This is a genomic window from Falsiroseomonas frigidaquae, from assembly GCF_012163145.1.
GTDB classification, from domain to species: domain Bacteria; phylum Pseudomonadota; class Alphaproteobacteria; order Acetobacterales; family Acetobacteraceae; genus Falsiroseomonas; species Falsiroseomonas frigidaquae.
In genome coordinates, this window is record NZ_JAAVTX010000004.1 from 1 (window position 1) to 26,595 (window position 26,595).

General features: G+C 70.6%; 25 protein-coding genes and 1 pseudogene. 13 read left to right on the plus strand and 13 right to left on the minus strand.

Features of this window, described 5'->3' with window-relative positions; translation table 11 throughout:
• The 10 genes and pseudogenes from HB662_RS12575 to HB662_RS12620 all read right to left on the minus strand — a co-directional run.
• Positions 1-413, minus strand: a pseudogene (locus HB662_RS12575) (hypothetical protein); the annotation flags it as partial.
• 10 nt (positions 414-423) lie between these two features.
• On the minus strand, positions 424-912 hold the full coding sequence (tolR, locus tag HB662_RS12580) for a protein TolR (protein ID WP_168050116.1): 489 nt from the start codon (positions 910-912) through the stop codon (positions 424-426).
• A 3-nt stretch (positions 913-915) separates the two neighbouring features.
• Positions 916-1,641, minus strand: coding sequence for a protein TolQ (gene tolQ / locus HB662_RS12585; protein WP_168050838.1), 726 nt, complete (start codon positions 1,639-1,641; stop codon positions 916-918).
• An 81-nt stretch (positions 1,642-1,722) separates the two neighbouring features.
• Positions 1,723-2,139 carry a tol-pal system-associated acyl-CoA thioesterase gene (gene ybgC / locus HB662_RS12590; RefSeq protein WP_168050117.1) on the minus strand — a complete coding sequence of 139 codons (417 nt, stop codon included), beginning with the start codon at positions 2,137-2,139 and terminating at the stop codon, positions 1,723-1,725.
• Between the two features lie 17 nt (positions 2,140-2,156).
• Positions 2,157-3,206, minus strand: a complete 1,050-nt coding sequence (gene ruvB, locus HB662_RS12595; protein WP_168050118.1) for a Holliday junction branch migration DNA helicase RuvB — start codon at positions 3,204-3,206, stop codon at positions 2,157-2,159.
• Positions 3,203-3,829 (minus strand): Holliday junction branch migration protein RuvA, encoded by a 627-nt coding sequence (gene ruvA, locus HB662_RS12600; protein ID WP_168050119.1) that lies wholly within the window; start codon positions 3,827-3,829, stop codon positions 3,203-3,205. Before ruvA ends, ruvB begins: the two co-directional genes overlap by 4 nt.
• A 145-nt stretch (positions 3,830-3,974) precedes the next feature.
• Complete coding sequence (ruvC, locus tag HB662_RS12605; protein WP_168050120.1) at positions 3,975-4,496, minus strand: crossover junction endodeoxyribonuclease RuvC; 522 nt, start codon at positions 4,494-4,496, stop codon at positions 3,975-3,977.
• A gap of 25 nt (positions 4,497-4,521) precedes the next feature.
• On the minus strand, positions 4,522-6,558 hold the full coding sequence (locus tag HB662_RS12610; RefSeq protein ID WP_168050121.1) for an acetate--CoA ligase family protein: 2,037 nt from the start codon (positions 6,556-6,558) through the stop codon (positions 4,522-4,524).
• Positions 6,555-7,337: an enoyl-CoA hydratase/isomerase family protein gene (locus tag HB662_RS12615; protein WP_168050122.1), complete on the minus strand. Its 783-nt coding sequence runs from the start codon at positions 7,335-7,337 to the stop codon at positions 6,555-6,557. The genes HB662_RS12610 and HB662_RS12615 overlap by 4 nt, the downstream gene beginning before the upstream one ends.
• Before the next feature lie 12 nt (positions 7,338-7,349).
• A complete protein-coding gene (locus HB662_RS12620) occupies positions 7,350-8,336 on the minus strand; it encodes a Bug family tripartite tricarboxylate transporter substrate binding protein (RefSeq protein ID WP_168050124.1) in 987 nt (328 codons plus the stop codon).
• A gap of 127 nt (positions 8,337-8,463) precedes the next feature.
• Here HB662_RS12620 and HB662_RS12625 point away from each other — a divergent pair, with 127 nt between their 5' ends.
• The 6 genes from HB662_RS12625 to HB662_RS12650 all read left to right on the plus strand — a co-directional run bounded on the left by HB662_RS12625 (position 8,464) and on the right by HB662_RS12650 (position 14,918).
• Positions 8,464-9,345: a LysR substrate-binding domain-containing protein gene (locus tag HB662_RS12625; RefSeq protein WP_245185630.1), complete on the plus strand. Its 882-nt coding sequence runs from the start codon at positions 8,464-8,466 to the stop codon at positions 9,343-9,345.
• A gap of 77 nt (positions 9,346-9,422) precedes the next feature.
• The gene (locus HB662_RS12630; RefSeq protein WP_168050127.1) at positions 9,423-10,520 is read left to right on the plus strand and encodes an ABC transporter ATP-binding protein; all 1,098 of its coding nucleotides are present in this window, start codon (positions 9,423-9,425) and stop codon (positions 10,518-10,520) included.
• 17 nt (positions 10,521-10,537) lie between these two features.
• Positions 10,538-11,821, plus strand: coding sequence for an ABC transporter substrate-binding protein (locus HB662_RS12635; RefSeq protein ID WP_168050129.1), 1,284 nt, complete (start codon positions 10,538-10,540; stop codon positions 11,819-11,821).
• A gap of 14 nt (positions 11,822-11,835) precedes the next feature.
• Entirely contained in the window at positions 11,836-13,116 is a 1,281-nt protein-coding gene (locus HB662_RS12640; protein ID WP_209443273.1) for an ABC transporter substrate-binding protein, read from the plus strand.
• A gap of 87 nt (positions 13,117-13,203) precedes the next feature.
• On the plus strand, positions 13,204-14,079 hold the full coding sequence (locus HB662_RS12645; protein WP_168050131.1) for a carbohydrate ABC transporter permease: 876 nt from the start codon (positions 13,204-13,206) through the stop codon (positions 14,077-14,079).
• On the plus strand, positions 14,076-14,918 hold the full coding sequence (locus HB662_RS12650) for a carbohydrate ABC transporter permease (protein WP_171970244.1): 843 nt from the start codon (positions 14,076-14,078) through the stop codon (positions 14,916-14,918). Before HB662_RS12645 ends, HB662_RS12650 begins: the two co-directional genes overlap by 4 nt.
• Here the strand turns inward: HB662_RS12650 and iolE are convergent.
• Together iolE and iolD are read right to left on the minus strand one after the other, a co-directional pair.
• Positions 14,911-15,774, minus strand: coding sequence for a myo-inosose-2 dehydratase (gene iolE, locus HB662_RS12655; protein WP_168050133.1), 864 nt, complete (start codon positions 15,772-15,774; stop codon positions 14,911-14,913). The genes HB662_RS12650 and iolE overlap by 8 nt on opposite strands.
• 5 nt (positions 15,775-15,779) lie before the next feature.
• Positions 15,780-17,618, minus strand: a complete 1,839-nt coding sequence (gene iolD, locus HB662_RS12660; RefSeq protein WP_168050135.1) for a 3D-(3,5/4)-trihydroxycyclohexane-1,2-dione acylhydrolase (decyclizing) — start codon at positions 17,616-17,618, stop codon at positions 15,780-15,782.
• Positions 17,619-17,725: 107 nt separating this feature from the next.
• Here iolD and iolG point away from each other — a divergent pair, with 107 nt between their 5' ends.
• From iolG to HB662_RS12695, 7 genes are all read left to right on the plus strand, one after another.
• Entirely contained in the window at positions 17,726-18,712 is a 987-nt protein-coding gene (iolG, locus tag HB662_RS12665) for an inositol 2-dehydrogenase (RefSeq protein WP_168050137.1), read from the plus strand.
• The gene (locus tag HB662_RS12670) at positions 18,709-19,488 is read left to right on the plus strand and encodes an SDR family oxidoreductase (RefSeq protein ID WP_168050139.1); all 780 of its coding nucleotides are present in this window, start codon (positions 18,709-18,711) and stop codon (positions 19,486-19,488) included. Before iolG ends, HB662_RS12670 begins: the two co-directional genes overlap by 4 nt.
• Positions 19,485-20,267 carry an inositol monophosphatase family protein gene (locus HB662_RS12675; protein ID WP_168050141.1) on the plus strand — a complete coding sequence of 261 codons (783 nt, stop codon included), beginning with the start codon at positions 19,485-19,487 and terminating at the stop codon, positions 20,265-20,267. Before HB662_RS12670 ends, HB662_RS12675 begins: the two co-directional genes overlap by 4 nt.
• 93 nt (positions 20,268-20,360) lie before the next feature.
• Positions 20,361-21,395 (plus strand): ABC transporter substrate-binding protein, encoded by a 1,035-nt coding sequence (locus HB662_RS12680; RefSeq protein ID WP_168050143.1) that lies wholly within the window; start codon positions 20,361-20,363, stop codon positions 21,393-21,395.
• A gap of 51 nt (positions 21,396-21,446) precedes the next feature.
• Positions 21,447-23,630 (plus strand): ABC transporter permease, encoded by a 2,184-nt coding sequence (locus HB662_RS12685; RefSeq protein ID WP_168050145.1) that lies wholly within the window; start codon positions 21,447-21,449, stop codon positions 23,628-23,630.
• Between the two features lie 4 nt (positions 23,631-23,634).
• Entirely contained in the window at positions 23,635-24,678 is a 1,044-nt protein-coding gene (locus tag HB662_RS12690; protein ID WP_168050147.1) for an ABC transporter ATP-binding protein, read from the plus strand.
• A gap of 5 nt (positions 24,679-24,683) precedes the next feature.
• Positions 24,684-25,286, plus strand: a complete 603-nt coding sequence (locus HB662_RS12695; protein ID WP_209443274.1) for a 2-hydroxychromene-2-carboxylate isomerase — start codon at positions 24,684-24,686, stop codon at positions 25,284-25,286.
• Positions 25,287-25,291: 5 nt separating this feature from the next.
• Here the strand turns inward: HB662_RS12695 and HB662_RS12700 are convergent, their stop codons facing one another.
• The gene (locus HB662_RS12700) at positions 25,292-26,557 is read right to left on the minus strand and encodes a D-amino acid dehydrogenase (RefSeq protein WP_168050149.1); all 1,266 of its coding nucleotides are present in this window, start codon (positions 26,555-26,557) and stop codon (positions 25,292-25,294) included.
• Positions 26,558-26,595: the final 38 nt, after the last annotated feature.

A 26,595-nucleotide genomic window follows, 5' to 3' on the forward strand; every position in this document is an offset into this window, starting at 1 on the left:
TGGGGGTCTGGGTCTGGGCCATCGACAGTGCCGGGGCCAGCAGCAGGGCTGCGGTGGTGCCGAGAAGAAGGTGCTTCATCTGTCGCCTCCGTCTGTTGGGGTGGCGGCGGGGTCGGCTGCGGCGGCGCGTTGGTCGGCGGCTCCGGCACCGGCGGCACCGGGGAAGGATCGGGCGGCGCCGGCACGGCCTCCGCCGGGGCGGCCGGGCCGGGCTGGTCGCCGCGCGCCTGGGCGGGCGGCTCTGCGGAGGTGAACTCCACCGTCATCGCCATCTCGACCGGCGGCGGCAGCGGCCGCGCATAGCCATAGATCAGCCCGGCCACGCCGAGCAGCAAATGCAGGCCCAGCGAGACGGCGGCCCAGCGCTTCAGCGCCCGGTCATCGTCCGCGGGAAGGAAGATGGCGCCTGACAAGGCGGTTCCCTCAGCGCCCCGCCGGGCGCGCGGCGCCTGGTGCACCTTGCGGACTTTCCGCCAGCAATGCGACGCGGGAGAAGCCGGCCGAGCTGACCACGCCCATAACCTCCATCACCCGACCATAGCTGATGGCGCGGTCGCCGCGCACGAAGATGCGGCGTTCCGGCTGGTTCGGCTGCCGCTGGTTGCTGTCCATGATGGCGCGAAGCTGCGCCACCAGTGCGTCCAGCGGCACCTCCGTCTCCTGCAGGAAGATGGCGCCCTCCGCGGTGACGGAAATGGTCAGCGGGTCCTGTTCCTGGTTCAGGTTGCTGGCCTGGGTGCGCGGCAGGTCCACCGGCACGCCCACGGTCATCAGCGGCGCGGCGACCATGAAGATGATCAGCAGCACCAGCATCACGTCGACCAGCGGCGTGACGTTGATCTCGCTGACCGGCCGGAAGCTGGCCCGCCCGCCGCGTACCGATTTCCTGCCGCCGAAGCTGCCGCCGGCCATGCCTCAGCCCTCCGCCGGCTGGCGGGCCGGCGCCGGGCGCGCGGGTTCTGCCGCAGCCTCCGACTGGCGCGACAGGATGGCGCCGAATTCGGCGGCGAAGGCGTCCAGCCGCCCGGCGAAGCGGGACAGGTCGGTGGCCAGCTTGTTGTAGGCGATGGTGGCCGGAATGGCGGCGACCAGGCCGATGGCGGTGGCGAACAGCGCCTCCGCGATGCCGGGGGCCACCACCGCGAGATTGGTGCTCTGCATGCCGGCAATCGCGGCGAAGCTGTTCATGATGCCCCACACCGTGCCGAACAGGCCGATGAAGGGCGCGGCGGAGGCAACGGTGGCGAGGAACACCATCCAGCGCTCCAGCCGGTCCATCTCCCGCGTGATGGCAACCGTCATGGCGCGTTCCACGCGTTCCTTGAGGCCGTTCACGGCCAGGTCGCTGGTCATGGCGCGGCCGGAGGACCGGCGCCATTCGCGCATCGCGGCGCCGAAGACGGCGGCGATCGGGTTGCTGGGCTGCTCGCCTTCCTTGTTGAACAGCTCCTCCAGGCTGCCGCCCGACCAGAAGCGGTCCTCGAAGCCATCCGCCGCGCGGTTCACCCGGCGCAGCGTGGTCAGCTTCTCGAAGACGATCGCCCAGACCCAGACGGAGGCGAGCAGGAGCGAGACCATCACGGCCTTCACCACCCAATCCGCCTGCAGGAACAGCGACCAAAGCGACATGTCGTGCGCCATCGGTGCCAGGGCCTGCGCGGTCACATTGCCCAAAGCGCAATCTCCTTTTCCAGCCGCCGTCCCATCCGGGTCGGCCGCATCTCAGACCAGCCCCTCCAGCGCCGCGCGCCAGGGCGCCGGCAGCCGGGTGGGCCGCAGCCCGTCGGCGCGGACGCAGACCAGGCCGACCAGCAGCTTCGCCAGCACCGCTTCCCCCCTCAGAACATGCTGTTCCAGGTCCAGGGTGGCAGCGCCAACCGCCCGCACGCGAGTCGCCACATCCAGCGCATCATCGAGTCGGGCGGGCGCCACATACTCCACTTCAATGCGCCGCACCACGAGCATTGCGCTATAACGCTCCATCATAAGCGAATGCGGCAAGTCCATGGCGCGCAACGATTCGGTCCGAGCCCGTTCTGCCCATTTCAGGTAGTTGGCATGGTAGGCGACGCCGCCCGCATCCGTGTCGTCAAAATAGACGCGCAGCCTGTGGCGATGCCCTGTCCAATTCTTGTCCACGCTGCCGGCCTCCCGCCTTATTCCTCGAAGGGTGGCGCCTGCGCCAGCAGGTCGAGCTGCGCCGCGATGGCGCGCGGCGGCATCAGGCCGAGGTGGCGCCAGCCTGGCTCCCCCAGCATGCGCCCGCGCGGCGTCCGCAGCACGAGGCCTTCCTGGATCAGGAAGGGCTCCACGACTTCCTCCAGCGTATCGCGGCTTTCGGCCAGGGCAGCGGCCAGGGTCTCGACGCCGACCGGGCCGCCATTGTGATGCTCGGCAATGCGGCGGAGGTAGCGGCGGTCCTGCGCATCCAGGCCCAGCGCATCCACTTCCAGCCGCAGCAGCGCGCCATCCACCATGGGCCGGTCGGCCGCATGGCCGGAGACCAGGGCGAAGTCCCGGATCCGCCGCAGCAGCCGGCCAGCCACGCGCGGCGTGCCGCGGGACCGCTTGGCGATCTCCAGCGCGCCATCCTCGGTCAGCGCGAAGCCGAGCTTCTCCGCGCCACGGCGGACGATCAGCAGCAGCTCCTCCACCTCGTAGAATTGCAGGCGCAGCGGAATGCCGAAGCGGTCGCGCAGCGGCTGGGTCAGCAGGCCGGCGCGGGTGGTGGCGCCGACCAGGGTGAAGGGCGGCAGGTCGATCCGCACGGTCCGGGCGGCCGGACCTTCGCCGATGATCAGGTCGAGGCAGTAATCCTCCATCGCCGGATACAGCGTTTCCTCGATGGCCGGCTGCAGGCGGTGGATCTCGTCGACGAACAGCACGTCGCGCGGCTGCAGGTTGGTGAGGATCGCCGCCAGGTCGCCCGCCCGCTGCAGGATCGGGCCGGAGGTGGCGCGGAAGCCGACGCCGAGCTCACGGGAGACGATCTGCGCCAGCGTGGTCTTGCCGAGGCCGGGCGGGCCGAACAGTAGCACATGGTCCATCGCCTCGGCACGCTGGCGCGCGGCGCCGATGAAGACGTGCAGGTTTTCCCGCAGCGGCTTCTGGCCGATGAAGTCGGACAGGGTCTGCGGGCGCAGGCTGCCCTCGGCGCCGTCCTCCTCCTGCCTTGCGCCGGCGGTCAGGCGTTCGCTGTCGCTCATCGGGGCGCCATCTCCTTCAGCGCCTCGGTGATCAGCGCCCCCAGCGCGGCGTCATCGCCCAGGCGGCGGGCGCCGCGGGCGACGGCGGCGGCGGCCTCCGGGCGCTTCCAGCCGAGATTGACCAAAGCGGAGACCGCATCCGCCTGCGGGCCGGCGGGTTCGGCCGCAGGCATGGCCTCTCCGGCGCCGACACCATCGGCGTCCGGCATGGCGCGGCCGACCGCCCACTTCTGCATCGCCGGCTCATCCACGATGCGGGTGGCCGTCGCGGCGCCGAGACCCTTCACATCCGCCAGCCGCTTGCGTTCCTTGGTGGCGATGGCGCGGGCGAGGTCACCGGGGGTGAGGCCGGAGAGCACCAGCAGCGCCTTCTGCGGGCCGACGGTCTTGACCTCGATCAAAGCGAGGAAGGCATCGCGCTCCGTCGCGTCCAGGAAGCCGAACAGGGTGATGGCGTCCTGGCTGACGCGGGTCTCCACCAGCAGCTTCTGCACGCCTTCGCGTGCCGTCATCCGGTCCAGCGTCTTGCGGGAGCAATGGACGAGGTAGCCGACGCCGTTGACGTCGAGGACGCAGGCGCCGTCCTGCACCTGGTCCACCAGGCCGCGGAGGGAGCCGATCATGGGTGCGACCTCTCCAAGCAACCGCGCAAAGCCCTCCCCCCCCTGGGGGGGAGGGTTGGGTGGGGGGGACACGGCAGGACGGGCGCGCCTAGCCCCCCACCCCAACCCTCCCCCCCAAGGGGGGGAGGGAGCAGCCTTGCCCCCCTCACGACGCCGCCCTCGCCACCGCCGCGGAGAAGGCGTTCCGCGTCGACCGGTGATGCGCGTGGCAAATGGCGATCGCCAGCGCATCCGCCGCATCCGCCCGCTTGAAGGTCACTCCCGGCAGCAAGTGGCGAACCATGGCCTGGACCTGTTCCTTCGCCGCATGGCCATTGCCGACCACGGCGCGCTTCACTTCCATGGCGCCATATTCCCGCACCACCAGCCCGGCCAGCGCCGGGGCCAGCAGCACCACGCCGCGGGCCTGGCCAAGTTTCAGCGCAGATTCGGGATTGCGTGCGACATAGGTGTGCTCCACCGCCGCCTCATCCGGCGATTGCGCGGCAATCACCGCCGCCAGACCGTTGTGCAGCGTCAGCAGCCGGTGGTGCAGGTCATCCCCGGCCTGGGTGGAGATCACGCCCTCGGCGCAGAAGCGCAGCCGGTAGCCGTCATGCTCCACCAGCCCCCAGCCGGTGTGCTGGAGGCCGGGATCGAGGCCAAGAATGCGAATCGGGCGCGCCATGCGCCTTCATAGCAGATGCCGGGCGTTACCCGAGCACCGCCAGCCCATCCGCCGCCCGCACCCCCTGCCCTTCCGGCAGGACGAAAAGCGGGTTGATCTCCGCTTCCAGCAGCCGCTCGCCCAGCGCCTCACCCATGCGGGAGAAGGCGAGCACGGCGTCGACCAGCGCCGGCACATCGGCCGCCGGCGCGCCGCGGAACCCGGCGAGGACGCGCGCCACCTTCAACCCGCGCACCATCGCCTCCGCATCGTCGCGCGTCAGCGGCAGCATGCGGAGCTGCGTATCCCCGAACACCTCCGCCGCCGTGCCGCCGGCACCGAGCAGCACCGCGCTGCCCAGATGCGGGTCGCGGACGATGCCCAGAATCATCTCGATGCCGCCGGAGATCTGTTCCTGCACCAGCAGGCCCTCGGCCCAGGGCAGCTTTGCCAGCAGCGCCGCGCCGACCTCCGCCACCCGGTCCGGCGTCACGTTCAGCACGACTCCGCCGATGTCGGACTTATGCGCCAGGTCACGGGCCAGCAGCTTCACCACCAGGCGCGGGCCAAGGCCCTGGGCCGCCTGCTGTGCCGCCGCGGGCGTCACGGCGCTGGCTTCCCGGGTCGCGGGGATGCCGAAATGGGCGAACAGCGCCTTGCTCTCCGCCTCGTTCAGCTTGCCGTGCGGCAGGCCGGGCGGCAGGGCTTCGACCTCGGGCGTCGCGGGCCGGAAGGCCGGGCGCGCCAACGCGGCCAGGATGGCGGCGATGCCTTCCGGCGTGGTGCTGGCGGGCACGCCGCGCGCATTCAGCCCGGCGGCGATCTGCGGCGCATGCGGGCTGACATAGGCGATCACCGGCTTTGCCGAATCGCCACGCGCCTCCAGCATCGCATCGGCCACCAGCTCCGGCTGCGCCAGGGCGGAACTGCCGACCACCACCACGAGCTGGTCATAGAGGTCGCTGGCCAACAGCGTGCGGATGGCGCCGCGGAACAGATCCGGCCGCAGCCCGGCGAGCGTCACGTCCACCGGGTTGCCGACCGGCGCCTCGCCCAGCAGGGCGGCCAGGCTGTCGCGCACTGTCGCATCCGGCGCCGGCACGCTGCCGCCGGCGAGCCCCACCGCATCCGCCACCAGCGCCCCGGCGCCACCCGTGGAGGTCAGCACGGCCACGCGGAAGCCTTCGGCCCGGCGGCCCTGCGCCAGGGCGGCGGGCACTTCCAGCAGGTCGGAAAAACGTTCCGCCCGGATCACGCCGAGGCCGGCGAAGAAGGCGTCATACATCCGATCCGCCCCGGCCATCGCCCCGGTATGGGAGATGGCGGCGAGCGCCCCGGCCTCGGAGCGGCCGACCTTGAAGGCGACCACCGGCTTGCCGGCCTCGGCGGCACGGCGCGCGGCGGCGCGGAAGGCCGCCGGGTTGCGAAGGCCTTCGAGATACAGCGCGATGGCCGTGGTCGCCGGGTCGTCCACCAGCGCGTCCAGCACCTCCGCCACCTCGATATCGCCTTCGTTGCCGGTGGCGACCAGCTTGGCGAAGCCGATGCCGGCCGCGGCGCCGCGCGACAGCAGCGCGCCCAGGATGCCGCCGGATTGCGAGACGACGGACAGCCCGCCCGGCGGCAGATCGGGAAACTCCAGCGCGCCGGAGGCACTCAGCACGATGTGGTCGGTCAGGTTCACCACGCCGATGGTGTTCGGCCCGAGCAGCCGCATGGCGCCCGCCGCGCGCTTCAGCGCGGATTGCTTCTCGGCCCCCGCCTCACCCGTCTCGCCATAGCCGCCGGCCAGCACGATCGCGGCCTGGCAGCCCTTGGCCGCGAGATCCCGCACCGCGGCCTCCGCGCGTTCCGGACCGACCAGCACGATGCCGACATCCGGCGCGCCCGGCAGGCTCGCCACATCCTTGTAGCAGGGCAGGCCGGCGATTTCCGTGGCACGTGGATTCACCGGCCAGACCGCACCGGAAAAGCCGTGCCGCAGCAGGTAGCCCACCGGCCGCCCGCCGGTCTTGGTGGCGTCGGCAGAGGCGCCGACCACCGCCACGCTGCGCGGCCGCAGCAGCGCCTGGAAGGCGCTCACTTCTTCGACTTCTCGAGGAAGGCGGCGACGGAGGCGCGGTGCTCGGCCGTGGTGTAGCAGATCGCCTGGGACTGGCTGCCGATGGCGAGAACCTGCTCGAAGCTGGTCTCCAGGCTGCGGTCGAGCGTCGCCTTGGCCAGCGCCAGGGCGGCGATGGAATGGGCGCCCATCTGCGCCGCCCAGTCCTGCGCCGCCGCCGCCAGATCGGCATCCGGCACCACGCGGTCGGCCAGGCCGATGGTCAGTGCCTCCGCCGCATCGACGCGGCGCGCGGTGAAGACCAGTTCCTTGGCGCGGATCAGCCCGACGCGGCGCGGCAGGAAATACATGCCGCCGCCATCCGGGATCAGGCCTCGGGCGAGGAAGCTCATGGTGAAATGAGCCTTCTCACCGGCGATGATGAAATCGCAGGCCAGCGCCACATCCGCGCCGAGCCCGGCCGCCGCGCCATTCACCGCGGCGATCACCGGCTTCGGCATGTGGTGCAGCAGCGTCACCGCGCGATGGGTGCGCGCCTGGCGCCGCCAGCCATTGATGGCGACATCCTCTGGCGGGGCCTCCAGGCGATTCTTCATGCCGCGCACATCGCCGCCGGCACAGAAGGCGGTGCCGGCGCCGGTGACGACCAGCGCCTTGATCGCCGGGTCCGCCGCCACCGCCTCCAGCGCCGCGATCATCTCGCCGCGCATGGCATCGTCGATGGCATTCCGCACCGCGGGGCGGTTCAGCGTCAGCGTGGCGATGCCGCTGTCGGTGGTGAGCAGGATGGCGTCGGACATGTGGGCTTCGCCTTACTGGACGCGGAGGTTGGCGCGCTCGACCACGCGCGACCAGCGCTCACGGTCCGAGGCGAGCAGGCGGGTGAAATGCGCCGGCTCCGGGCTCGGCGCGATCTCATCGACGCCGGAAGCGATCAGGCGGCTCTTGATGTCCGGCTGGTTGATTGCGGCGACGGCGGCGGCGTGCAGCACCGCGATGCGGTCGGCCGGCGTGCCGGCCGGGGCGAGGAAGCCGTACCAGGTCGAGCTGTCGAGTTCCGGAAAGCCCTGCTCCACGCTGGTGGACAGGTTGGGCAGCGCGACGCTGCGCGACTGACCGGCAATGGCGATGGCGCGGATCTTCTCCGCCTCGATATGCGGCTGCAGCGGGGCCGAGGCATTGGTCAGCAGGTCGACCCGGCCTGCGAGCAGGTCGTTCAGCGCCGGGCCGGTGCCGCGGTAGTGGATCGGCTCCATCTCGATGCCCAGCACCACGCCGATCATCGCGCCCAGCGCATGGCCATTGGTGCCGACGCCCGGCGTGCCGAAGCGCAGCGGCTGGCCGCGCGACTTGCCCAGGGCCTGCAACTCCCGAAGGTTGGTCGCCTGCACGCTGGGGTGCACCGTGATGACGTTGGGCGAGGCGCCAAGCCAGCAGATCGCGGCGAAGTCCTTCACCGGGTCATAGGGCAGCCGCGTCTGCACCAGGGAGGAAATCACGAAGCTGCCGGAGCCGGCGAGCAGAATGGTGTGGCCATCGGGCTCAGCCTTCGCCACGGCGTCGTTGCCGATCACGCCGCCGGCGCCGCCGCGGTTCTCCACCACGACCGGCTGGCCGAGGCGCTGCGCCATGGCATCGCCGATCATGCGGCCGACCACGTCGTTGCTGCCGCCGGCAGTGAACGGGATGACCATGCGGACAGGGCGGTTCGGGAAAGCCTGGGCCGCGGCGCCGCGCGGCAGGATGGCGGTGGTGCCCAGGGCAGCCAGGCCCAGCAGGGCGTCGCGGCGACGGATCATGGTGTGTCCTCCTTAGGGGTGGCGGGTCTTGGAACGGGCCCGCGCAGGGTGCTGTCTGCCGGGAACGAACCGGCGGCGCCAGCCTGCAATCCTTGCCCTACCCCAAGCCGGCGTTATGCTGACCCGCATGCCGGACCCACTTCCCCCCCTCGCTGCGCTGCGCACCTTCGCCCTGGTGGCGGAAACCGGCAGCCTGACCGCCGCCGGCGCCCGGCTGAACCTGACCCAGCCCGCCATCAGCCGCCGCATCCGCGAATTGGAGGCGGCGCTGGGCGTCACGCTGGTGCATCGCGGCGCCAATGCGCTGCGGCTGACGGAGGACGGGCTGCGCTACGCCGCCGCCCTGCAGCAGGCCTTCGCCGGCATCGCCGCGGCGACGCTGGAACTGCGCGGCACCGCCGCCGCCCCGCTGCGCATCCGCGCCTACACCACCTGGGCGATGCGCTGGCTGATCCCCCGCCTGCCCCGCTTCCGTGCCCGCCATCCGGGGCTGGAGGTGGAGGTGGTGACCTCCACCAGCCCCGCCGTGGATTTCGCGCGGGAGGGGCTGGACGCCGCCATCCGCACCGCCCCCGCCGGCACGCCCCCGATGCGCGGCGCGGTGCGCCTGCAGGCGGTGCATGTGGCGCCCTTCGCCGCGCCGGCCGCGGCGCGGCAGGGGCTGGACCGGCTGACCTGGCTCGGCAGCCGGGTGCGGCCGCGTGACTGGGGCAGCTGGTGCGCCGCCGCCGGCCTCACCCCGCCCGCCACCCCGCCACTGCTGTTCGAGAGCACCTCCCTGGCCATCCAGGCGGCGCTGGAGGGGCTGGGCGTGGTCATCTGCACGCCTGATTTCGTCGAGGAGGAGGTGCGCCGCCGCCGGCTGCGGCGCATGTCGCCGATATCGGCTGCCACGGGGGACCATTACTGGCTGCTGCAACCGCCCGGCGCGCCGCGGAGCGGGGGGGAGGCGTTCCGGGACTGGCTGCGCGATGAAGTTGCCGCCATCCCGCGCGGCGCGGCGCGATAATCCGTGCTCTCCGCGCTGTCATCTGGCTAACTTCCGTCTGTCATCGCACTGTCATTACAAGAGGCTAAACGCCCGTCATGCCAGAACGCCCCGCAACCCAGGGCCAGCTTCGTCTTGACGGGGTGGCCAAATCCTTCGGGGCAGCCCAGGCGCTGCGCGACGTGACGCTGGCGGCCGCGCCCGGCACCTTCCTGGTGCTGCTCGGCCCCTCCGGCTGCGGCAAATCGACCCTGTTGCGCGTGCTGGCGGGGCTGGAGGCGCCGACCGCCGGCCAGGTCTTCATCAATGGCCGGGATGCGACGGGGCTGCCGCCGGCTTCCCGCGGCATCGCCATGGTGTTCCAGTCCTACGCGCTGTTCCCGCATCTGTCGGTGGCGGAGAACATCATCTTCGGCCTGCGCGCCCGCGGCGTGGGCCGCGCGGAACGTGACGCCAGGCTGTCCCGCACGGCACAGATGATGGGCCTGGCCGGGCTGCTGGACCGCCGCCCCGCGCAGCTTTCCGGCGGCCAGCAGCAGCGCGTCGCGCTGGCCCGCGCCGTGGTGGCGGAAGCGCCGATCTGCCTGATGGACGAGCCGCTTTCCAACCTCGACGCCAAGCTGCGCGCCGAGATGCGGCGGGAGATCCGCGCGCTGCAGCAACGCCTCGGCATCACCATGGTCTATGTCACGCACGACCAGGCCGAGGCGATGAGCATGGCCGACCAGGTGGTGCTGATGCGCGATGGCTGCGTCGAGCAGGATGCGACGCCGGCCGAGCTCTACGCCCGCCCCGCCACCACCTTCGCCGCCAGCTTCATCGGCACCCCGCCGATGTCCCTTCTGCGGCTGGTGCCAGGTGCGCATGGCGCGGAAGTGGCCGGCGCGCCGGGCCTCGCCGTGGCCCGGATCGACGCCGCCGGCGCCACGCTTGGCATCAGGCCGGAGGAAGTGGCGCCGACCGATGGCGCCGGCCTGCCGGTGCGCGTGCTCGCCGCCGAATTCCTCGGCGCGGAAACCGTGCTGGCCTGCGCGGTAGGCGATGGGGCGGAGGTGATGCAGGCCCGCATCCCCGGCCACCACGCCTTGCCCGCCGGCACCCATCTGCGCCTGCGCCTGCCGCCGGCGCTGCATCTGTTCGACGCCCATACCGGCCGGCGCCTGCCGGAGCCGGTGCGCGAAAACGCCTTCGCCTGACAACAGGAGCTTCCTGCATGACCATCACCCGCCGCCTGGCCCTGGGTGGCCTCGCCGCCGCCCCGCTGCTGTCCGCCCCCGCCTTGCGCGCGCAGGCGCCGGTGGAGATCGTGTTCAACTACCCGATCGCCGTCGGCGGCCCGATCACCCGCATCATCGACGGCTATTGCGAGGATTTTGCCCGCGCCAATCCCGGCTTCCGTGTGAAGCCGATCTATGCGGGGTCCTACCAGGACACATTGACGAAAACGCTGACCGCGATGCGCGGCGGCGATGCGCCGCAGATGGCCTGCCTGCTGGCCGTCGATATCTTCACGCTGATCGGCGAGGATGCGGTGCTGGCCTGGGATGACCTGCCGGGCGCCGAGAAGCCGTGGCTCGACAGCTTCTACCCGAGCTTCCTGGAAAACAGCCGCACCGCCGGCAAGACCTGGGGCGTGCCGTTCCAGCGTTCCACCGTGGTGATGTACTGGAACAAGGAGGCGTTCCGCGAGGCCGGGCTGAACCCGGAGACGCCGCCAGCCGACTGGGCGCAGCAGGTGGAATTCGCGCAGAAGCTGACCAAGCGCCAGGGCGATGCCACCAGCCAGTGGGGCATGCAGATCCCGTCTTCCGGCTTCCCCTACTGGCTGTTCCAGGGCCTGACGACGCAGAACGACGTCCGCCTGATGAATGCCGAGGGCAACCGCACCTTCTTCAATGACCCGAAGGTGGCGGAAGCGCTGCAGTACTGGATGGACCTGTCCATGAAGCACCGCGTGCACCCCGCGGGCATCGTCGAATGGGGCACCACGCCGCGCGACTTCTTCGAGCGCAAGGTCGCGATGATGTGGACCACCACGGGCAACCTGACGAATGTCCGCGCCAATGCCCCCTTCCCCTTCGGCGTCGGCATGCTGCCGGCCGGCAAGCGTCGCGGCAGCCCGACCGGCGGCGGCAATCTGTACGTGTTCAAATCCGCCAGCGCCGCACAGCGCGAAGGTGCGGTGCGCTTCGTGAAGTTCCTGACGACGCCGGAGCGCGCCGCGCAATGGGGCATCGACACCGGCTATGTCGCCGTGACGCCCGCGGCCTTCGAGACGCCCGCGATGCGCGCGCATGTCGCCGGCTTCCCCGCCGCCGCCGTGGCGCGTGACCAGCTTGAGCACGCCGTGGCCGAGCTCTCGACGCAAGAAAATCAGCGCGTGACCAAGGCGCTGAACGACAACCTCCAGGCCGCGCTCACCGGCCGCAAGCAGGCCGCCCCCGCCATGGCCGACGCCCAGGCGGAAGCCGAGCGCATCCTCCGCAGCTATCGCTGAGAAAGGATTTTCCCATGATCCAGATCACACGACGCGCTGCCTTCCTGGCGGGCGCCAGCCTGCTCGCGACGCCGGCCCTGGTTCGCGCCCAGGCGGTTCGGGAGCTGACCTTCTACTATCCGATCGCCATCGGCGGCCCGGTGCCGCGCATCATCGATGGCTATTGCGAAGCCTTCCAGCGCGAGAGCGGGATCAAGGTGAACCCGGTCTATGCCGGCAATTACGGCGAGACGCTGACCAAGGCCGTCACCGCCATCCGCGGTGGCGCCGGGCCGCATTTCTCCGTGCTGCTGGCGGCCGAGCTGCACAGCCTGCGCGACATGGACATCCTGGCGCCCTTCGAGGATGTCGAGGGCGCCGGTGATCTGGATGCCTGGACGCGCGGCTTCTTTCCCGCCTTCATGGCGAACAGCAAGGCAGGCGGTAAGACCTGGTCCGTGCCGTTCCAGCGCTCCACCGCCGTCTACTACTACAACAAGGACCTGTTCCGCGCCGCCAGGCTGGACCCGGAGGCGCCGCCGCGGACCTGGGCGCAGCTGATCGAGGCCGGCCGCAAGCTGACGAGCGACGGCAAGTGGGGCGTGAAGATGTCCAACAGCGCCGGCAACGGCCAGTGGACCTTCGGCGCCATGGCCAACCAGGCCGGCCACAAGCTGATGAACGATGCGGGCACGGAGACCTACTTCACCGATCCGCGCGCCATCGAGGCCGCGAATTTCTGGCGCGGCCTGGCCTTCGACAGCCGCATCACGCCGCAGGGCACCATCGACTGGGGCGTGCTGGCGCCGGACTTCCTGAACCAGACCGCGGCGATGATCTGGTCCACCACCGGCAACCTGACCAATATGCGGACCAATGCGAAGTTCAACTTCGGCGTCGCCGGCCTGCCGGGCAAGGAAGGCCCGCGCACCGTCGTCGGCGGCGGCAACCTGTATATCTTCAAGAACGCCTCGCCGGCCGAGCAGGCCGCGGCGCTGCGCTTCGCCCGCTTCGTGGCGCAGCCGGAGATGGCGGCCGATTGGTGCATGAAGACCGGCTACCTGGCGACCCGGCCGGAGGCCTGGGAGACCGAGAGCCTGCGCCGCTACACCAGCGAATTCCCGGCAGCATTGGTGGCCAAGGACCAGATCCCGGTCGCGACCGGCGAACTGTCCACCTTCGAGAACCAGCGCATCTACAAGGCGCTGAACGACAACCTCCAGGCGATGCTGTCCGGCGGCAAGTCCGCGCAGCAGGCGATGGCCGATACCCAGGCCGAAGCCACGCGCGTGCTGCGCCCGTTCCGCCGCGCCTGAACTTCGAAGCGCCCGTCCACTGAGCCCTCTCCCCCCGCTTGGGGGAGAGGGTTGGGTTGAGGGGCAAGCGCAGGACCAGACCACCCGATGCCATCCCGCACCACCCTCCACGCCTGGCTGATGCTAACGCCGGCGCTGGTGCTGCTGATCGGCTTCACGCATTACCCGGCCGTCGCCACGCTGTGGCATTCCTTCTTCACCACGCCACGCGCCAACCGCCCCGCCCGCTACATCGGCGTGGAGAACTATACCGCACTCGCCGATGACCCGGTCTTCTGGCAGGCGCTGTGGAACAACCTGATCTACGCCGGCGCGACCATCCCGCTATCGATCGGGCTGGCGCTGGCCATGGCCGTCTGGGTGAACGGCAAGCTCCAGGGCCGCACCGCGCTGCGCATCGCCTATTTCACGCCGACGGTGCTGCCGATGATCGCGGTGGCGAACCTCTGGCTGTTCTTCTACACGCCGGATTACGGCCTGCTGGACCAGATCACCCGTGCCCTGTTCGGCTGGGGGCCGACCAACTGGATCGGGCAGCAGGAGACCGCGCTGGGCGCGATGATCGTGATTGCCGTCTGGAAGGAAGCCGGCTTCTTCATGATCTTCTACCTGGCGGCGCTGCAGGCGATTCCGCCGAACCTGTATGAGGCCGCGGCCATCGAGGGGGCGTCGCGCGCCCGCGTCTTCCTGCGCGTCACGCTGCCGCTGCTGGGGCCGACCACGCTGTTCATCGCGGTGAATGCGGTGATCAACGGCTTCCGCCTGGTGGACCATATCATCGTCATGACGCGCGGCGGGCCGGACAATGCGACGGCGCTGCTGCTGACCATGATCTACGACCTGGGCTTCCGCTTCTGGGACACGGCGACGGCGGCGGCGCTGACCGTGGTGCTGCTGGTGATCCTGGCGGCGACCGCGGCGCTGCAATTCGCCTTCGCCGCCAAGCGGGTGCACTACCGATGAGTGCCACGACGATGACGCAGGCCCCTGCCCTGCCCCGCCTCGGCACGATCCTGGAGACGACGGCCGCCTGGCTGCTGGCGCTGGTCTGGGTGGCGCCGCTGCTCTACGCCGTCTGGGCCGCGATCCACCCGACCGGCTATGCGACGCGCTTCGAGCTCTTCGCGCCGCTGACGCTCTCCAACTTCGCCGCAGCCTGGGAGGCCGCGCCCTTTGCCCGGTATTTCCTGAACACCTTCGCCCTGGTCACCATGGTGCTGGTCGCGCAATTCGTGCTCTGCACGCTCGCGGCCTTCGCCTTTGCCCGCGCGGCATTCTGGGGCAGCGGCATCCTGTTCGGCCTGGTGCTGGTGCAGTTGATGATCATGCCGGACATCCTGCTGGTCGAGAACTACCGCACGATGCGCGCGCTGGGGCTGGTGGATACGATCCTCTCCATCGGCCTGCCCTATATGGCCAGCGCCTTCGGCATCTTCCTGCTGCGGCAGACCTTCAAGCAGGTGCCGAAGGAGTTGGAGGAGGCAGCGCGGGTGGAAGGCTGCGGCACGCTCGGCATCCTGCTGCGCGTCTATGTGCCGCTGGCGAAGCCCACCTACCTCGCCTATGGGCTCACCAGCGTCTCCTACCACTGGAACAACTTCCTCTGGCCGCTGGTCATCACCAACAGCGTGGAGACGCGGCCGCTGACAGTGGGCTTGTCGGTCTTCGCCTCCACGGACCAGGGCATCGACTGGGCGATCATCAGCGCGGCGACGCTGATGACCTCCGCGCCGCTGCTCCTCGGTTTTCTGCTGTTTCAGCGCCAGTTCGTGCAGAGCTTCATGCGGGCCGGGATCAAGTAACTCGGGAAAGATAGTCATGGCCCATCCGCGCATAGGTCAGCGGGTGGGCCTTGGCGGGGTCCTGCTCCGCCTCCACCACCAGCCAGCCCTCGTAATCCGGCAGCTGCGCGAGGACGGCAGGGTAGTCCACGCAGCCATCGCCCGGCACGGTGAAGACGCCTTCCAGCACGGAATCCAGGAAGGACAGGCCGCGCGCCTTCACATCAGCCATCACGCCCGGGCGGATATCCTTGCAATGCACATGCACCACCCGCGCGGCGTGGCGCCTGGCGGCGCGCACCGGGTCGCCGCCGGCGAAGGTCAGGTGGCCGGTGTCGAGCAGCAGGCCGACATCGCGCGTACCGGCCATCAGCCGGTCCACCTCATCCTCCGCCTCAACCACCGTGCCCATGTGGTGGTGATAGGCCATGGACAGGCCCCGCGCCTTCAGCCGGCGCGCCATCTCATCCAGCCGCGGCAGCAGCACATCCCATTGCGCGCGGGCCAGGATCGGGCGGCATGTCAGCGCGGTGGCCTTCTGGCCATGCACGCTGCCGGTGACCTCGCATTGCACCATGGTGGTGCAGCCGAGCGCGGTGAGCAGCGCGATATGCGGCTCCGCCTCCGCCATCTCGGCATCCACCTCGCGCTCCAGCAGGCGCGAGCCGTACCAGCCGGAGACCAGTGCCAGGCCGTGTGCCTCCAGGATCGGCTTCAACTGGCCCGCCACACGAGGAAACTTATTGCCCAGTTCCACGCCGGCAAAACCGGCCAGCCTGGCCTCCGCCAGGCAGGTCTCGAGCGGGGTTTCCGCGCCGAGCTCCGGCATGTCGTCATTCGTCCAGGTCAGGGGATTGATCCCGAGCCGCACTTTCATCCGTGTCACGCTCCGCTGCCCCGCTTGCGCAGGGCGGTTTCATAGGACTGGCGGGCCGCTTCCTGCGCCGCGCCGCGGGGGGCGGCCGAGACCGGCACCTCCCACCAGGCGCCGCCCTCCGCCGTGCTGGCGGCCGGGTCGGTGTCGATCACCACCACGCTGGTGCGCTTGGCCGACAGCGCCTTGGGCAGCGCATCTTCCAGCCCCGCGATGCCGTCCACCTTCACCGCCTGCGCGCCGAGCGCCCGCGCATGCGCGGCGAAATCGACGTGCGGCGCGGCATCCGGCAACAGGTTCAGGAAGGGCGCGCCGCCGGTGCCCTGCTGCAACCGGCTGATGCAGCCAAAGCCGCGATTGTCCAGCACCACGATGGTCAGCTTCGCACCCAGCGCGACGCTGGTCGCGATCTCGCTGTTCATCATCAGGTAGCTGCCATCGCCGACCAGCACCACCACCTCCCGCTTCGGCGCCGCAAGCTTCACGCCGAGCCCGCCCGCGATCTCGTAGCCCATGCAGGAGAAGCCGTATTCGACGTGGTAGGCTGCCGCATCCGTCGCCCGCCACAGCTTGTGCAACTCCCCCGGCAGCCCGCCGGCGGCGCAGACCACGATGCCATCGGCCGGCATCGCCCGGTTCACCGCACCGAGCACCTGGGCATCCGAGGGCAGCCCCGCCTCGCGCGGCTTCGGCGCGGCGGTGATCTTCTCCACGCTGCGATTCCAGCGGCCGGTCGCCGTCACCGCCTTCTCCTGCCAGGGCCGCGGCGCATCCCAGCGGCCGAGGCCAGCGCTCAGCGCCACCAGGCCGCGCAGCGCATCCGCCACCAATGGCTGCGCGCCGTGCTTGCCGGCATCGAAGCTCGCGACGTTCAGGCCGAGGATGCGCGCACCGCCGAACAGGGCGCGGGACCCGGTGGTGAAGTCCTGCAATCGGGTGCCGACGGCCAGCACCACATCCGCCTTCTCCGCCAGCGCATTGGCCGCCGCGCTGCCGGTCACGCCGATGGCGCCGGCATTGCGCGGGTGGTCCCAGGGCAGGCTGCCCTTGCCGGCCTGGGTTTCCGCCACCGGCACGGCGTGGCGATGGGCGAAATCCGCGAGTGCGGCCTCCGCCCCCGCATACTTCACGCCGCCGCCGGCCAGGATCAGCGGGCGCCTGGCGTCCCGCAGCAGCGCCACCGCCTCGGCCAGCTCCTGCCGGTCCGGCTCCGGCGCGCGGGGGCGGTGCAAGCGCTTGCGGAAGAACTCCGCGGGCCAGTCGAAGGCCTCGGTCTGCACATCCTGCGGGAAGGCGAGCGTGGCAGGGCCGCATTCCACCGGGTCCAGCAACACCCGCAGCGCCGCCGGCAGGGCGGCCAGCAACTGCTCCGGCCGCATGATCCGGTCGAAGTAGCGGGAGACGGGGCGGAAGCAGTCATTGGCCGAGACGGTGCCGTCGCCGAAGGCCTCCACCTGCTGCAGCACCGGGTCGGGCTGACGGCTGGCAAAGACGTCACCGGGCAGGAACAGCACCGGCAGGCGGTTCACATGCGCCAGGGCCGCGGCGGTCACCATGTTGGTGGCACCCGGCCCGATCGAGGTGGTGCAGGCCATCATCCGCCGCCGCGCATGCGTTTTCGCGAATGCGATGGCGGCATGCGCCATGGCCTGCTCGTTATGCGCCCGGAAGGCCGGCAGGGCGCGGCCCATGGCCTGCAGCGCCGGGCCGAGTCCCGCCACATTGCCATGGCCGAAAATCGCCCAGACGCCGCCTAAGATCGGGACGGTGCGACCTTCCAGCTCGGTCATCTGCACGGACAGCCAGCGCAGCGTGGCCTCCGCCGCGGTCAGGCGTATGGTGCCCATGAATTCTGGTCCTGGCGTCCTGTGGCGGGCTTCCGCCGGGGCGGCGGGAAGGCCAGTGTTACGGTTTGATGACAGGCCCCACAAGCGGTGCCCGGGTACGGAACAAGATGCTGCATTTCGCACAATTCGGCGCCGGCCGCATCGGCGCCATCCATGCCCATAGCCTGGCCACCAGCGGCCGCGGCACGCTGCGCCACGTCATCGACGTGAACCAGGCCGCCGCCCAGGCCCTGGCCGAGCGGCACGGCGCCCGCGTCTCGACCACGCAGGCCGCGCTGGCGGACCCCGAGGTGGGCGCGGTGATCATCGCCAGTTCCACCGATACCCATGCGGGGCTGATCATCGCCGCCGCCCAGGCCGGCAAGGCGATCTTCTGCGAGAAGCCCATCGACCTGTCCCTCCCCCGCGTCGATGAATGCCTGGCCGCCGTGGCCAAGGCCGGCGTGCCCATGCTGGTCGGCTTCAACCGCCGATTCGACCCGGATTTCGCCGAGCTGCACCGCCGCATCGAGGCGGGCGCCATCGGCGCGGTGGAGCAGGTGGTGATCACCAGCCGCGACCCGGGCCCGCCGCCGGTCTCCTATATCAAGGTCTCGGGCGGGCTGTTCCGGGACATGACAATCCATGACTTCGACATGGCGCGCTGGATGCTGGGCGAGGAGCCGGTGGAGGTCTTCGCCACCGGCTCCAACCTGGTGGATCCCGAGATCGGCGCGGCGGGCGACATCGACTCGGCCATGGTGGTGCTGAAGACGGCCTCCGGCCGCCTGGCCACCATCAACAACAGCCGCCGCGCATCCTATGGCTACGACCAGCGGGTGGAGGTGCATGGCAGCCTCGGCCGGCTGATCGCGGGCAACCGCGTCGGCAGCACGGTAGAGCAGGCCGATGCCCAGGCGGTGATGACGGAAAAGCCGCTGCACTTCTTCCTGGAACGCTATGCCCAGGCCTACCGGATCGAGATGCAGGCCTTCATCGAGGCGGTGACGCAGGGCTCGCCCATGCCGGTCGGTGCCGCGGATGGCCGCCAGGCGCTGGTGCTGGCCGATGCCGCGCTGCGCTCCATGGCCGAGGGTCGCGTGGTGCGGCTTTGAACATCACCCTCCCCGGCCGCCGCATCCTGGTCACGGGCGGCACGCAGGGCATCGGCGAGGGCGTCGCCCTCGCCGCCGCCGAGGCCGGCGCCGCCGCCATCTGCATCACCGGCCGCAACGCCGCGCGCGGCGCGCAGGTGGTGGACAGGCTGCGCGCGCTGGGCACGCAGGCGCATTTCGTCGCGGCGGATCTCGCCGATGCCGCGGCCACCGCCGGCATCCTGGCGCAGGCCGAAGCGGCACTCGGGCTGATCGACGGTCTGGTGAACGCCGCCGGGCTGACCGACCGAGGCACCATCCTCGACACCGACGTGGCGCTGTGGGACCGGCTTTTCGCGGTGAACGCCCGCGCCCCCTTCCTGCTGACCCAGGCTTTTGCGAAGCGCCTGGTGGCGGAGAAGCGGCCAGGGGCGGTGGTGAACGTCATCACCATGTCGAGCCATGGCGGCCAGCCCTTCCTCACCGGCTATGCCTCCTCGAAGGGCGCCTTGGCGACCTTCACGAAGAACACCGCCTTCGGCCTGCGCACGCAGCGCATCCGCGTGAACGGCATCAATCTCGGCTGGGCCGATACGCCTGGCGAGCACGCCATCCAGGCGAAGGATGGCAACCCGCCCGATTGGCGGGAGAAGGCGGAACCGGCACAACCCTTCGGCCGGCTGATCCGCCCGTCCGACGTGGCGGGGCTGGCGACCTACCTGCTGTCCGACGCCGCGGCGATGATGACCGGCGCCTTGATCGACTTCGACCAGAACGTGATGGGGGCCTATGCGTGACCCAGGATGAACTGAAGCACCGCATGGCGGTTGCCGCCGCCATCGCCCAGGAAGCCGCCTCGCTGGCCTTCCAGATGCGCGCCACCGGCATGGCCGAGACCACCTTCAAGGGCGCGCAGGATTTTCTCACCGAGGCCGATGGCGCGACGGAAACCTTCATCCGCGCCAAGCTCGCCCGGCACTTCCCCGATGATGCGATCATCGGCGAGGAACAGGGCGGCGCGGTGGTCGGCGACGGCCCGGTCTGGATTCTCGACCCGATCGACGGCACCTCCAACTTCTCGCGCGGCAGCGACCGCTGGTGCGTCTCCATCGGCATGGCGCAAGGCGGTCGTGCGGTGCTCGGCGCCATCGCCCGCCATGCGCCGGCGGAGGTTTTCGTCGGCGCGGCGGGCTGCGGCGCCACGCTGAACGGCGCGCCGATCCGCCCCGCCACCACCACCGACATGCGCCGCGCCATCATCGAGGTCGGCTGGTCGAACCGGAAGCCGCTGGCCGAATTCCACAGCCTGGCCCAGGCGGCGATGGCAGCCGGCGCCGGGCTGCGCGTTGGCGGTTCGGGCACGCTGGGGCTGGTGGAGACGGCGGTCGGGCGGCTCGATGCCTATATCGAGCGGCACATCAATTCCTGGGACGCCTGCGCCGCCGTCGCCATCGCGCGGGAGGCCGGCTGCTGGATCAACGGCTTCGACAGCGGCGACTGGATCGCGGAAGGCAACCCCGTCGGCATCGGCGCGCCGGGCCTGGCCGCGGCGCTGGAAGACCTGATGAAGGCTTGAGCCCCGCCGCGCCCCGGCCTTAACTGCACTGTCACAAACAGAATATCGGACCGGCGCCATAACGCCGGCCGTCCCTTCGGAGGTTCCCCGTCCATGCCGACCCCTCGCCGCCTTCTCGCCACCGGCTTCGCCGTCACACTCACTGCGCTGCTGCCGGCCGCCGCCAGCGCCCAGGGGAACCTGACCGTCTATTGCTCGGTGCAGGAGGAATGGTGCCGGCCGATGATGCAGGCCTTCGAACGTGCGACCGGCGTGCGCGTCGCCATGACGCGCAAATCCTCCGGCGAGACGATGACCCAGATCCGCGCCGAGGCCGCCAATCCGCGCGGCGATGTCTGGTGGGGCGGCACCGGCGACCCGCATATGCAGGCGGCGGAGGAGAATCTGACCGTCGAATACCGGTCCCCGCGCATGTCGGAACTGCACCCCTGGGCGACGCGCCAGGCCGAACAGGCGCGCTTCCGCACCATCGGCATCTATGCCGGCGCGCTCGGCTATTCCTACAACACCACCGAGCTGACTCGCCGCCGCATCGCCGCGCCGACCTGCTGGGCGGATCTGGCGAAGCCGGAATTCCGCGGCGAGATCCAGGTGGCAGACCCGAATACCAGCGGCACGGCCTATACCATGCTGGCGACGCTGCTGCAGGTGATGGGCGAGGAACCGGCCTTCGACTTCCTCAAGGCGATGCATCGCAACGTGAACCAGTACACGCGGTCCGGCGCCGCGCCCGCGCGTGCGGCCGCGACCGGGGAGACGCTGGTCGGCATCACCTTCCTGCATGATGCGGTCACGCAGAAGATCGCCGGCGCGCCGGTCGAGATCGTCGCCCCCTGCGAGGGCACCGGCTACGAGATCGGGTCCATGTCCATCATCCGTGGCGCGCGGAACATGGAGAACGCGCAGCGCTTCTACGACTGGGCGCTGAGCGCGGAGGCGCAGGCCATTGCCGGCCAGGCGAACTCCTTCCAGCTGCCGTCGAACCGCAATGCGCCGATCCCGCCGCAGGCGCCGCGCTTCGAGAATATCCGCCTGATCGACTACGATTTCGCGCGCTGGGGTTCGGCCGCGGAGCGTACCCGCGTGATTACGCGCTGGGAGCGTGAGGTGCGCGCGGGCGCCCGCTGATATCTTCGGGAATGGGCCGGGACCTTCCCGGCCCGATCCGCAGGCTCTGACATGGGCGCCCTGACCCTGGCCCGCGCCGCGCTGCTCTGCGCGACGCTCGGCCTGTTCCTCGCCCCCTGGCATGGCCTGCAGGATGGCATTTCCGAAGTCACCGCCTGGCCGGGCGGCAGTGCCGCGCCGCTGGTGGCGCTGCTGCTGGATGGCTCACGCTGGTGGCTGTGGCCGGTGGCGCTGCTGCTGGCGCTGGCCGCCCCTGCCCTGCTGCGCGGGCGTGCCGGGGCGGGGCTCGCCTGGATTGGCGCGGGGCTGGTGCTGGCGGTCTTCGGCGCCGGCTATGCCATCGGGCTGAACGGGTTGCAGTGGGGCTGGCTCGCCCCGCTGCTGGGCGCGCCGCCGGCGCAGCCCTCGCTGGGCTGGGGCGCCTTCCTGGTGCTGGCCGGGGGCATCGGCTTGTTCGCGGCAGGCCAGGCGGCGCGCGGGCGCTTCGGCGCGGATGCCTTCGTCGCCTTCCTGGTCTGCAGCTGCGGTTTTCTTCTGTTGCTGTTCGTCTTCCTGCCACTGGTGAACATGCTCTCGGCCGCGCTGTACGAGGACGGCCGGCTGGCGCCCGCCGCCTTCGGCGCAAGGCTGGTGGCGCCGGAAGCCTGGAGCCTCGCCTGCCTCTCCACCCATGCCGGGTGCGGCGTGGTGTGGAACACGCTGCTGCTGGCCACGCTGACGGCAGTGATCTCCACCCTGCTGGGCCTGGCCTTCGCGCTGCTCGCGGTGCGCGGTGGCGCGCGGGGGAAAGTCAGCGCGGGCGCCTTCCGCGCCATGACCATCCTGCCGCTGATCACGCCGCCCTTCGTCGTCTCGCTGGCGCTGATCGTGCTGTTCGGCCGCACCGGCATCGTCACCGGCTTCATGTGGGACTGGTTCGACATTCCGCGCAGCCGCTGGATCTACGGCCTGCCGGGCGTGCTGCTGGCGCAGGTGCTGGCCCAGGCGCCGATCGCCTTCCTGCTGCTGGACGGCGCGCTGCGCGCCATCTCCCCAAGTCTGGAGGAAGCCGCCAGCACCATGGGCGCGCGGCGCATGCGCGTGTTCTGCAGCGTCACCTGGCCGCTGCTGAAGCCGGCGCTGGCCGCATCCTTCCTGCTGGCCTTCGTCGAGAGCCTGGCGGATTTCGGCAATCCGCTGGTCCTCGGCGGTGACTTCGACGTGCTGTCCACGCGCATCTTCTTCGCCATCGCCGGCGCGCGGCACGACCCCGGCCGCGCCGCGGCGCTGGCCTTGCTGCTGCTGGCCATCACCTTCGGCGCCTTTGCGCTGCAGGCGCTGTGGCTCGGCAAGCGGCGCTACACCACCGTGACGGGCAAGGGCGACAGCGGCATTCCGGCGGCGCTGCCGGCCGGGCTGAAACTCACCTGCGCCGCCGTCGCCTGGCCCTGGATGATCTTCACCGCCGCGGTCTATGGCATCATACTGGTCGGCGGCTTCGTGCATGACATCGGCCGCGGCGACCTGTCCTTCACCTGGCGGCATCTCGGCACCGGCTTCGAAGTGGGTTGGTTCGACGGGCCGGCCTTCATTGGCAGTGCCTGGGACAGCCTTTTCACCACCATCCAGGTCGCGGCGATTTCCGCGCCACTCACCGCCGGCCTCGGCATCCTGCTGGCCTGGCTGATCGCGCGCCAGAATTTCCCCGGGCGGCGCGGGCTGGAATTCATGACCATGCTCTCCTTTGCCATCCCCGGCACCGTGGTCGGCGTGTCCTATATCATGGCCTTCAACGTGCCGCCGGTGGAGCTGACCGGCACGGCGCTGATCCTTGTCATCTGCTTCGTCTTCCGCAATTTGCCGGTCGGCGTGCGCGGCGGCATCGCGGCGCTGGCGCAGATCGACAAATCGCTGGACGAGGCTTCCGCCACCATGGGCGGCGGCGCCTTCCAGACGCTGCGCCGCGTGGTGCTGCCGCTGCTGCGGCCGGCCATCGTCACCGCGCTGGCCTATTCCTTCGTCACGGCGATGACGGCCGTCTCCGCCGTGATCTTCCTGGTCTCGGCGCGGCACAACCTCGCCACCGTCTATATCGTCGGCCGCGTAGAGGCCGGGGAGATGGCGCTCGCCATCGCCTATTCCACCGTGCTGATCGTCATCATGCTGGTGACGGTGCTGGGCATCGAGAAGCTGGTCGGCCGCGCGCGCCTCGGCCGCGCCAGCGCCGCCGCCCCACCCATCCGCGCCGGAGCCTGAGCCCATGTCCGATGTCGCCATCAACTTCGAAGGTGTGACCAAGGCTTTCGGCAATGTGCGCGCGGTGGACGAGGTATCCTTCCAATTGCCGCGCGGCGCGCTGGTGACGCTGCTCGGCCCCTCCGGCTGCGGCAAGACCACGACGCTGCGGCTGGTGGCGGGGCTCGAATTGCCGACCGGCGGGCGGATCGAGATCGAGGGCCGCGACGTCACCGGCCTCTCCGCCGCCGAGCGCCGCATCGCCATGGTGTTCCAGTCCTATGCGCTGTTCCCGCATATGAATGTGCTGGAGAACGTCTCCTACGGCCTGCTGGTGAACGGCGCCCGCAAGCCCTCCGCCGAGGCCGAGGCGAATGCCATGCTGAAGACCCTGGGGCTGGAGGGGCTGGGCCAGCGCCTGCCCTCCGAACTCTCCGGCGGCCAGCAGCAGCGCGTGGCGGTGGCGCGCGCTTTGGTGCTGCGGCCCAAGGTGCTGCTGTTCGACGAGCCGCTGTCCAACCTCGACGCGCGGCTGCGGCGGCGCGTGCGGGAGGATATCCGCGACCTGCAGCGCAAGCTGGGCCTCTCCGTCGTCTATGTGACGCATGACCAGCAGGAGGCGCTGGCCGTCTCCGACCTGGTCTGCGTGATGCGCGCGGGTAAGATCGCGCAGATGGGCACGCCAGTGGAGCTTTATGACGATCCGGCGGATGCCTTCATCGCCGATTTCATGGGCGAGGCGAATGTGCTGCAAGGCGAGGTGCTGGCCCCCGGCCGCATCGCGCTCGGCGGCATCCCGCTCGATGTGACGATGCGCCCGCATCCGTCCGGCCCGGCGCAGATCGCCGTGCGCCCCGAATCCATCCTGCCGCAGCCGGAGGGTGCCCCGGGCCTGCCCGGCCGCATCCAGCGCGCCGCCTTCCTCGGCCAGACGCGGGAGTATGAGGTGGAGACGGCGGCAGGCATGCTGTTCGTGGTGACGCCGGCGGCCAGCCTCGCCTTCGCGATGGGCGAGGCCGTATCCTGCCGGCTGGACCGGGTGATCCCGCTACGCGACGTGAAAGGCTGAGGCCCATGCATATCGACTACTACCTGTCCCTCGGCAGCCCCTGGACGCATCTGGGCGCGGCACGGATCGAGGCCTTGGCGGCCCAGCACGGCGCCACCATCCGCCCGATCCCCTGCGATTTCGGCGGCACCGTCTTCCCGGCCTCCGGCGGCCTTCCCCTGCCGAAGCGCAGCCCGCAGCGCCAGGCCTACCGGATGCAGGAGTTGCGCCGGTGGCGGGAGGCGCTCGACATTCCGATCCATGTCCAGCCGAAGCACTTCCCCTGCGACGAATCCTTCTCCGCCGCCTGCGTCATCGCGGTGCGGGAGACGCAGGGCGACGCCCCCGCGCTGCGCCTCGCCCACCGCGTCCTGAAGGCGCTGTGGGAGGAGGAGGCCAATCCGGCGGATCGCGAGACCCTGTCGCGGCTGATCACCGAGGTGGGCCTGGACGCCGCCGCCGTCACCGCGCTGGCCGAGGACCCGCGCTGGGCCGAGATGCGCCAGGCGGACAGCCAGGCGGCGCTGGCCCGCGGCGTATTCGGCGCGCCGAGCTACGTGATCGGCGAGGACATCTTCTGGGGCCAGGACCGGCTGGAGTTTGTCGCGAAGCGGCTCGCCCAGACTTAGCGAAGTCAGCCGGCGTAGCGGGTCAGCGCCAGGTCGCTGGCGTCGATATCCGGCGCCTTGCCGCTCATCAGGTCCGCCAGCACGCGGCCCGAGCCGCAGGCCATGGTCCAGCCCAAGGTCCCATGGCCGGTATTCAAGAAAAGATTCGGGAAGCGCGTCGGCCCGACCACCGGCGTGCCATCCGGCGTCATCGGCCGCAGCCCGGTCCAGAAGCTGGCCTGGGTCACATCGCCGCCACGCGGGAACAGGTCCGAGACGGAATGTTCCAGCGTGCGCCGCCGCGGCCCGCGCAGGGTGGTGGAGAAGCCGGCGATCTCCGCCGTGCCGCCGACGCGGATGCGGTCGCCTAGGCGGGTGATGGCGATCTTGAAGGTCTCGTCCATCACGGTGGAAACCGGCGCGCCTTCCGGGTCCGTCACCGGCAGGGTCAGCGAATAGCCCTTCACCGGATAGACCGGCACATGCACCCGCAGCGGCCGCATCAGGCTGGGCGCGAAGCTGCCGAGCGCCACCACGTAGCGATCCGCGGTGACGCGGCCCTGGTCCGTGGCGATGCCGGTCACCTGGCCGGCCTCGGTCTCGATCGCCTGGATGGTGATGCCCTGGCGGAAGGTGACGCCCGCGGCCTCCGCCAGCTTCGCCAGCCGCTGGGTGAACAGGAAGGCGTCGCCCGTCTCATCCCCGGGCAGGCGCAGGCCGCCGACATACTTGCCCTCGACGAAGCGCAGCGCCGGTTCGGCGGCGGCGCAGCCGGCGGCGTCCAGCACCTCGTACGGCACCTGGAACTGGTCGAGCACGGTGGTGTCGTTCGGCACCAGATCGAGCTGCTTCTGGGTGCGGAACAGCTGCAGCGTGCCCTGGGTGCGCTGGTCGTACTGGATGCCGGTGGCGCCGCGCAGGTCGCGCAGGCAGTCCCGCGAATACTCGGCCAGCCGCACCATGCGCGACTTGTTCAGGTTGTAGGCGTCCTCGGTGCAATTCGCGAGCAGCCGGGCCAGCCAGCCGTATAGCCGCGTGTCCAGCAGCGGCCAGACCACCAGGGGGCGGTGGTGCATCATCAGCCACTTCAGCGCCTTCACCGGAATGCCCGGGCCCGCCCAGGGGGCGGAATAGCCGGGCGAGACCTGGCCGGCATTGGCGAAGCTGGTCTCCATGCCCGGGGCCGGCTGGCGGTCCAGCACCGTCACCTCATGCCCCGCCTGGGCCAGGTACCAGGCGCTGGCCACACCCACCACGCCGCTGCCGAGCACGACCACGCGCATCATCGTCATCCCTTGCGATTCGGTGAGGATAGCCGGTGAATCCAGCG

Excerpts from the sequence above, each read along its gene's own strand:
- ruvB (WP_168050118.1), bottom strand. The coding sequence starts at position 3,206 with ATGAGCGACAGCGAACGCCTGACCGCCGGCGCAAGGCAGGAGGAGGAC.
- HB662_RS12650 (WP_171970244.1), top strand. The coding sequence starts at position 14,076 with ATGAGTGCCACGACGATGACGCAGGCCCCTGCCCTGCCCCGCCTCGGC.
- HB662_RS12620 (WP_168050124.1), bottom strand. The coding sequence starts at position 8,336 with ATGATCCGTCGCCGCGACGCCCTGCTGGGCCTGGCTGCCCTGGGCACC.
- HB662_RS12685 (WP_168050145.1), top strand. The coding sequence starts at position 21,447 with ATGGGCGCCCTGACCCTGGCCCGCGCCGCGCTGCTCTGCGCGACGCTC.
- HB662_RS12625 (WP_245185630.1), top strand. The coding sequence starts at position 8,464 with ATGCCGGACCCACTTCCCCCCCTCGCTGCGCTGCGCACCTTCGCCCTG.
- HB662_RS12615 (WP_168050122.1), bottom strand. The coding sequence starts at position 7,337 with ATGTCCGACGCCATCCTGCTCACCACCGACAGCGGCATCGCCACGCTG.
- HB662_RS12690 (WP_168050147.1), top strand. The coding sequence starts at position 23,635 with ATGTCCGATGTCGCCATCAACTTCGAAGGTGTGACCAAGGCTTTCGGC.
- HB662_RS12640 (WP_209443273.1), top strand. The coding sequence starts at position 11,836 with ATGATCCAGATCACACGACGCGCTGCCTTCCTGGCGGGCGCCAGCCTG.
- HB662_RS12635 (WP_168050129.1), top strand. The coding sequence starts at position 10,538 with ATGACCATCACCCGCCGCCTGGCCCTGGGTGGCCTCGCCGCCGCCCCG.
- tolQ (WP_168050838.1), bottom strand. The coding sequence starts at position 1,641 with ATGGCGCACGACATGTCGCTTTGGTCGCTGTTCCTGCAGGCGGATTGG.
- HB662_RS12680 (WP_168050143.1), top strand. The coding sequence starts at position 20,361 with ATGCCGACCCCTCGCCGCCTTCTCGCCACCGGCTTCGCCGTCACACTC.
- HB662_RS12700 (WP_168050149.1), bottom strand. The coding sequence starts at position 26,557 with ATGACGATGATGCGCGTGGTCGTGCTCGGCAGCGGCGTGGTGGGTGTG.
- ruvC (WP_168050120.1), bottom strand. The coding sequence starts at position 4,496 with ATGGCGCGCCCGATTCGCATTCTTGGCCTCGATCCCGGCCTCCAGCAC.
- HB662_RS12695 (WP_209443274.1), top strand. The coding sequence starts at position 24,684 with ATGCATATCGACTACTACCTGTCCCTCGGCAGCCCCTGGACGCATCTG.
- HB662_RS12645 (WP_168050131.1), top strand. The coding sequence starts at position 13,204 with ATGCCATCCCGCACCACCCTCCACGCCTGGCTGATGCTAACGCCGGCG.
- HB662_RS12630 (WP_168050127.1), top strand. The coding sequence starts at position 9,423 with ATGCCAGAACGCCCCGCAACCCAGGGCCAGCTTCGTCTTGACGGGGTG.
- iolG (WP_168050137.1), top strand. The coding sequence starts at position 17,726 with ATGCTGCATTTCGCACAATTCGGCGCCGGCCGCATCGGCGCCATCCAT.
- iolE (WP_168050133.1), bottom strand. The coding sequence starts at position 15,774 with ATGAAAGTGCGGCTCGGGATCAATCCCCTGACCTGGACGAATGACGAC.
- iolD (WP_168050135.1), bottom strand. The coding sequence starts at position 17,618 with ATGGGCACCATACGCCTGACCGCGGCGGAGGCCACGCTGCGCTGGCTG.
- tolR (WP_168050116.1), bottom strand. The coding sequence starts at position 912 with ATGGCCGGCGGCAGCTTCGGCGGCAGGAAATCGGTACGCGGCGGGCGG.
- ruvA (WP_168050119.1), bottom strand. The coding sequence starts at position 3,829 with ATGATCGGCTCCCTCCGCGGCCTGGTGGACCAGGTGCAGGACGGCGCC.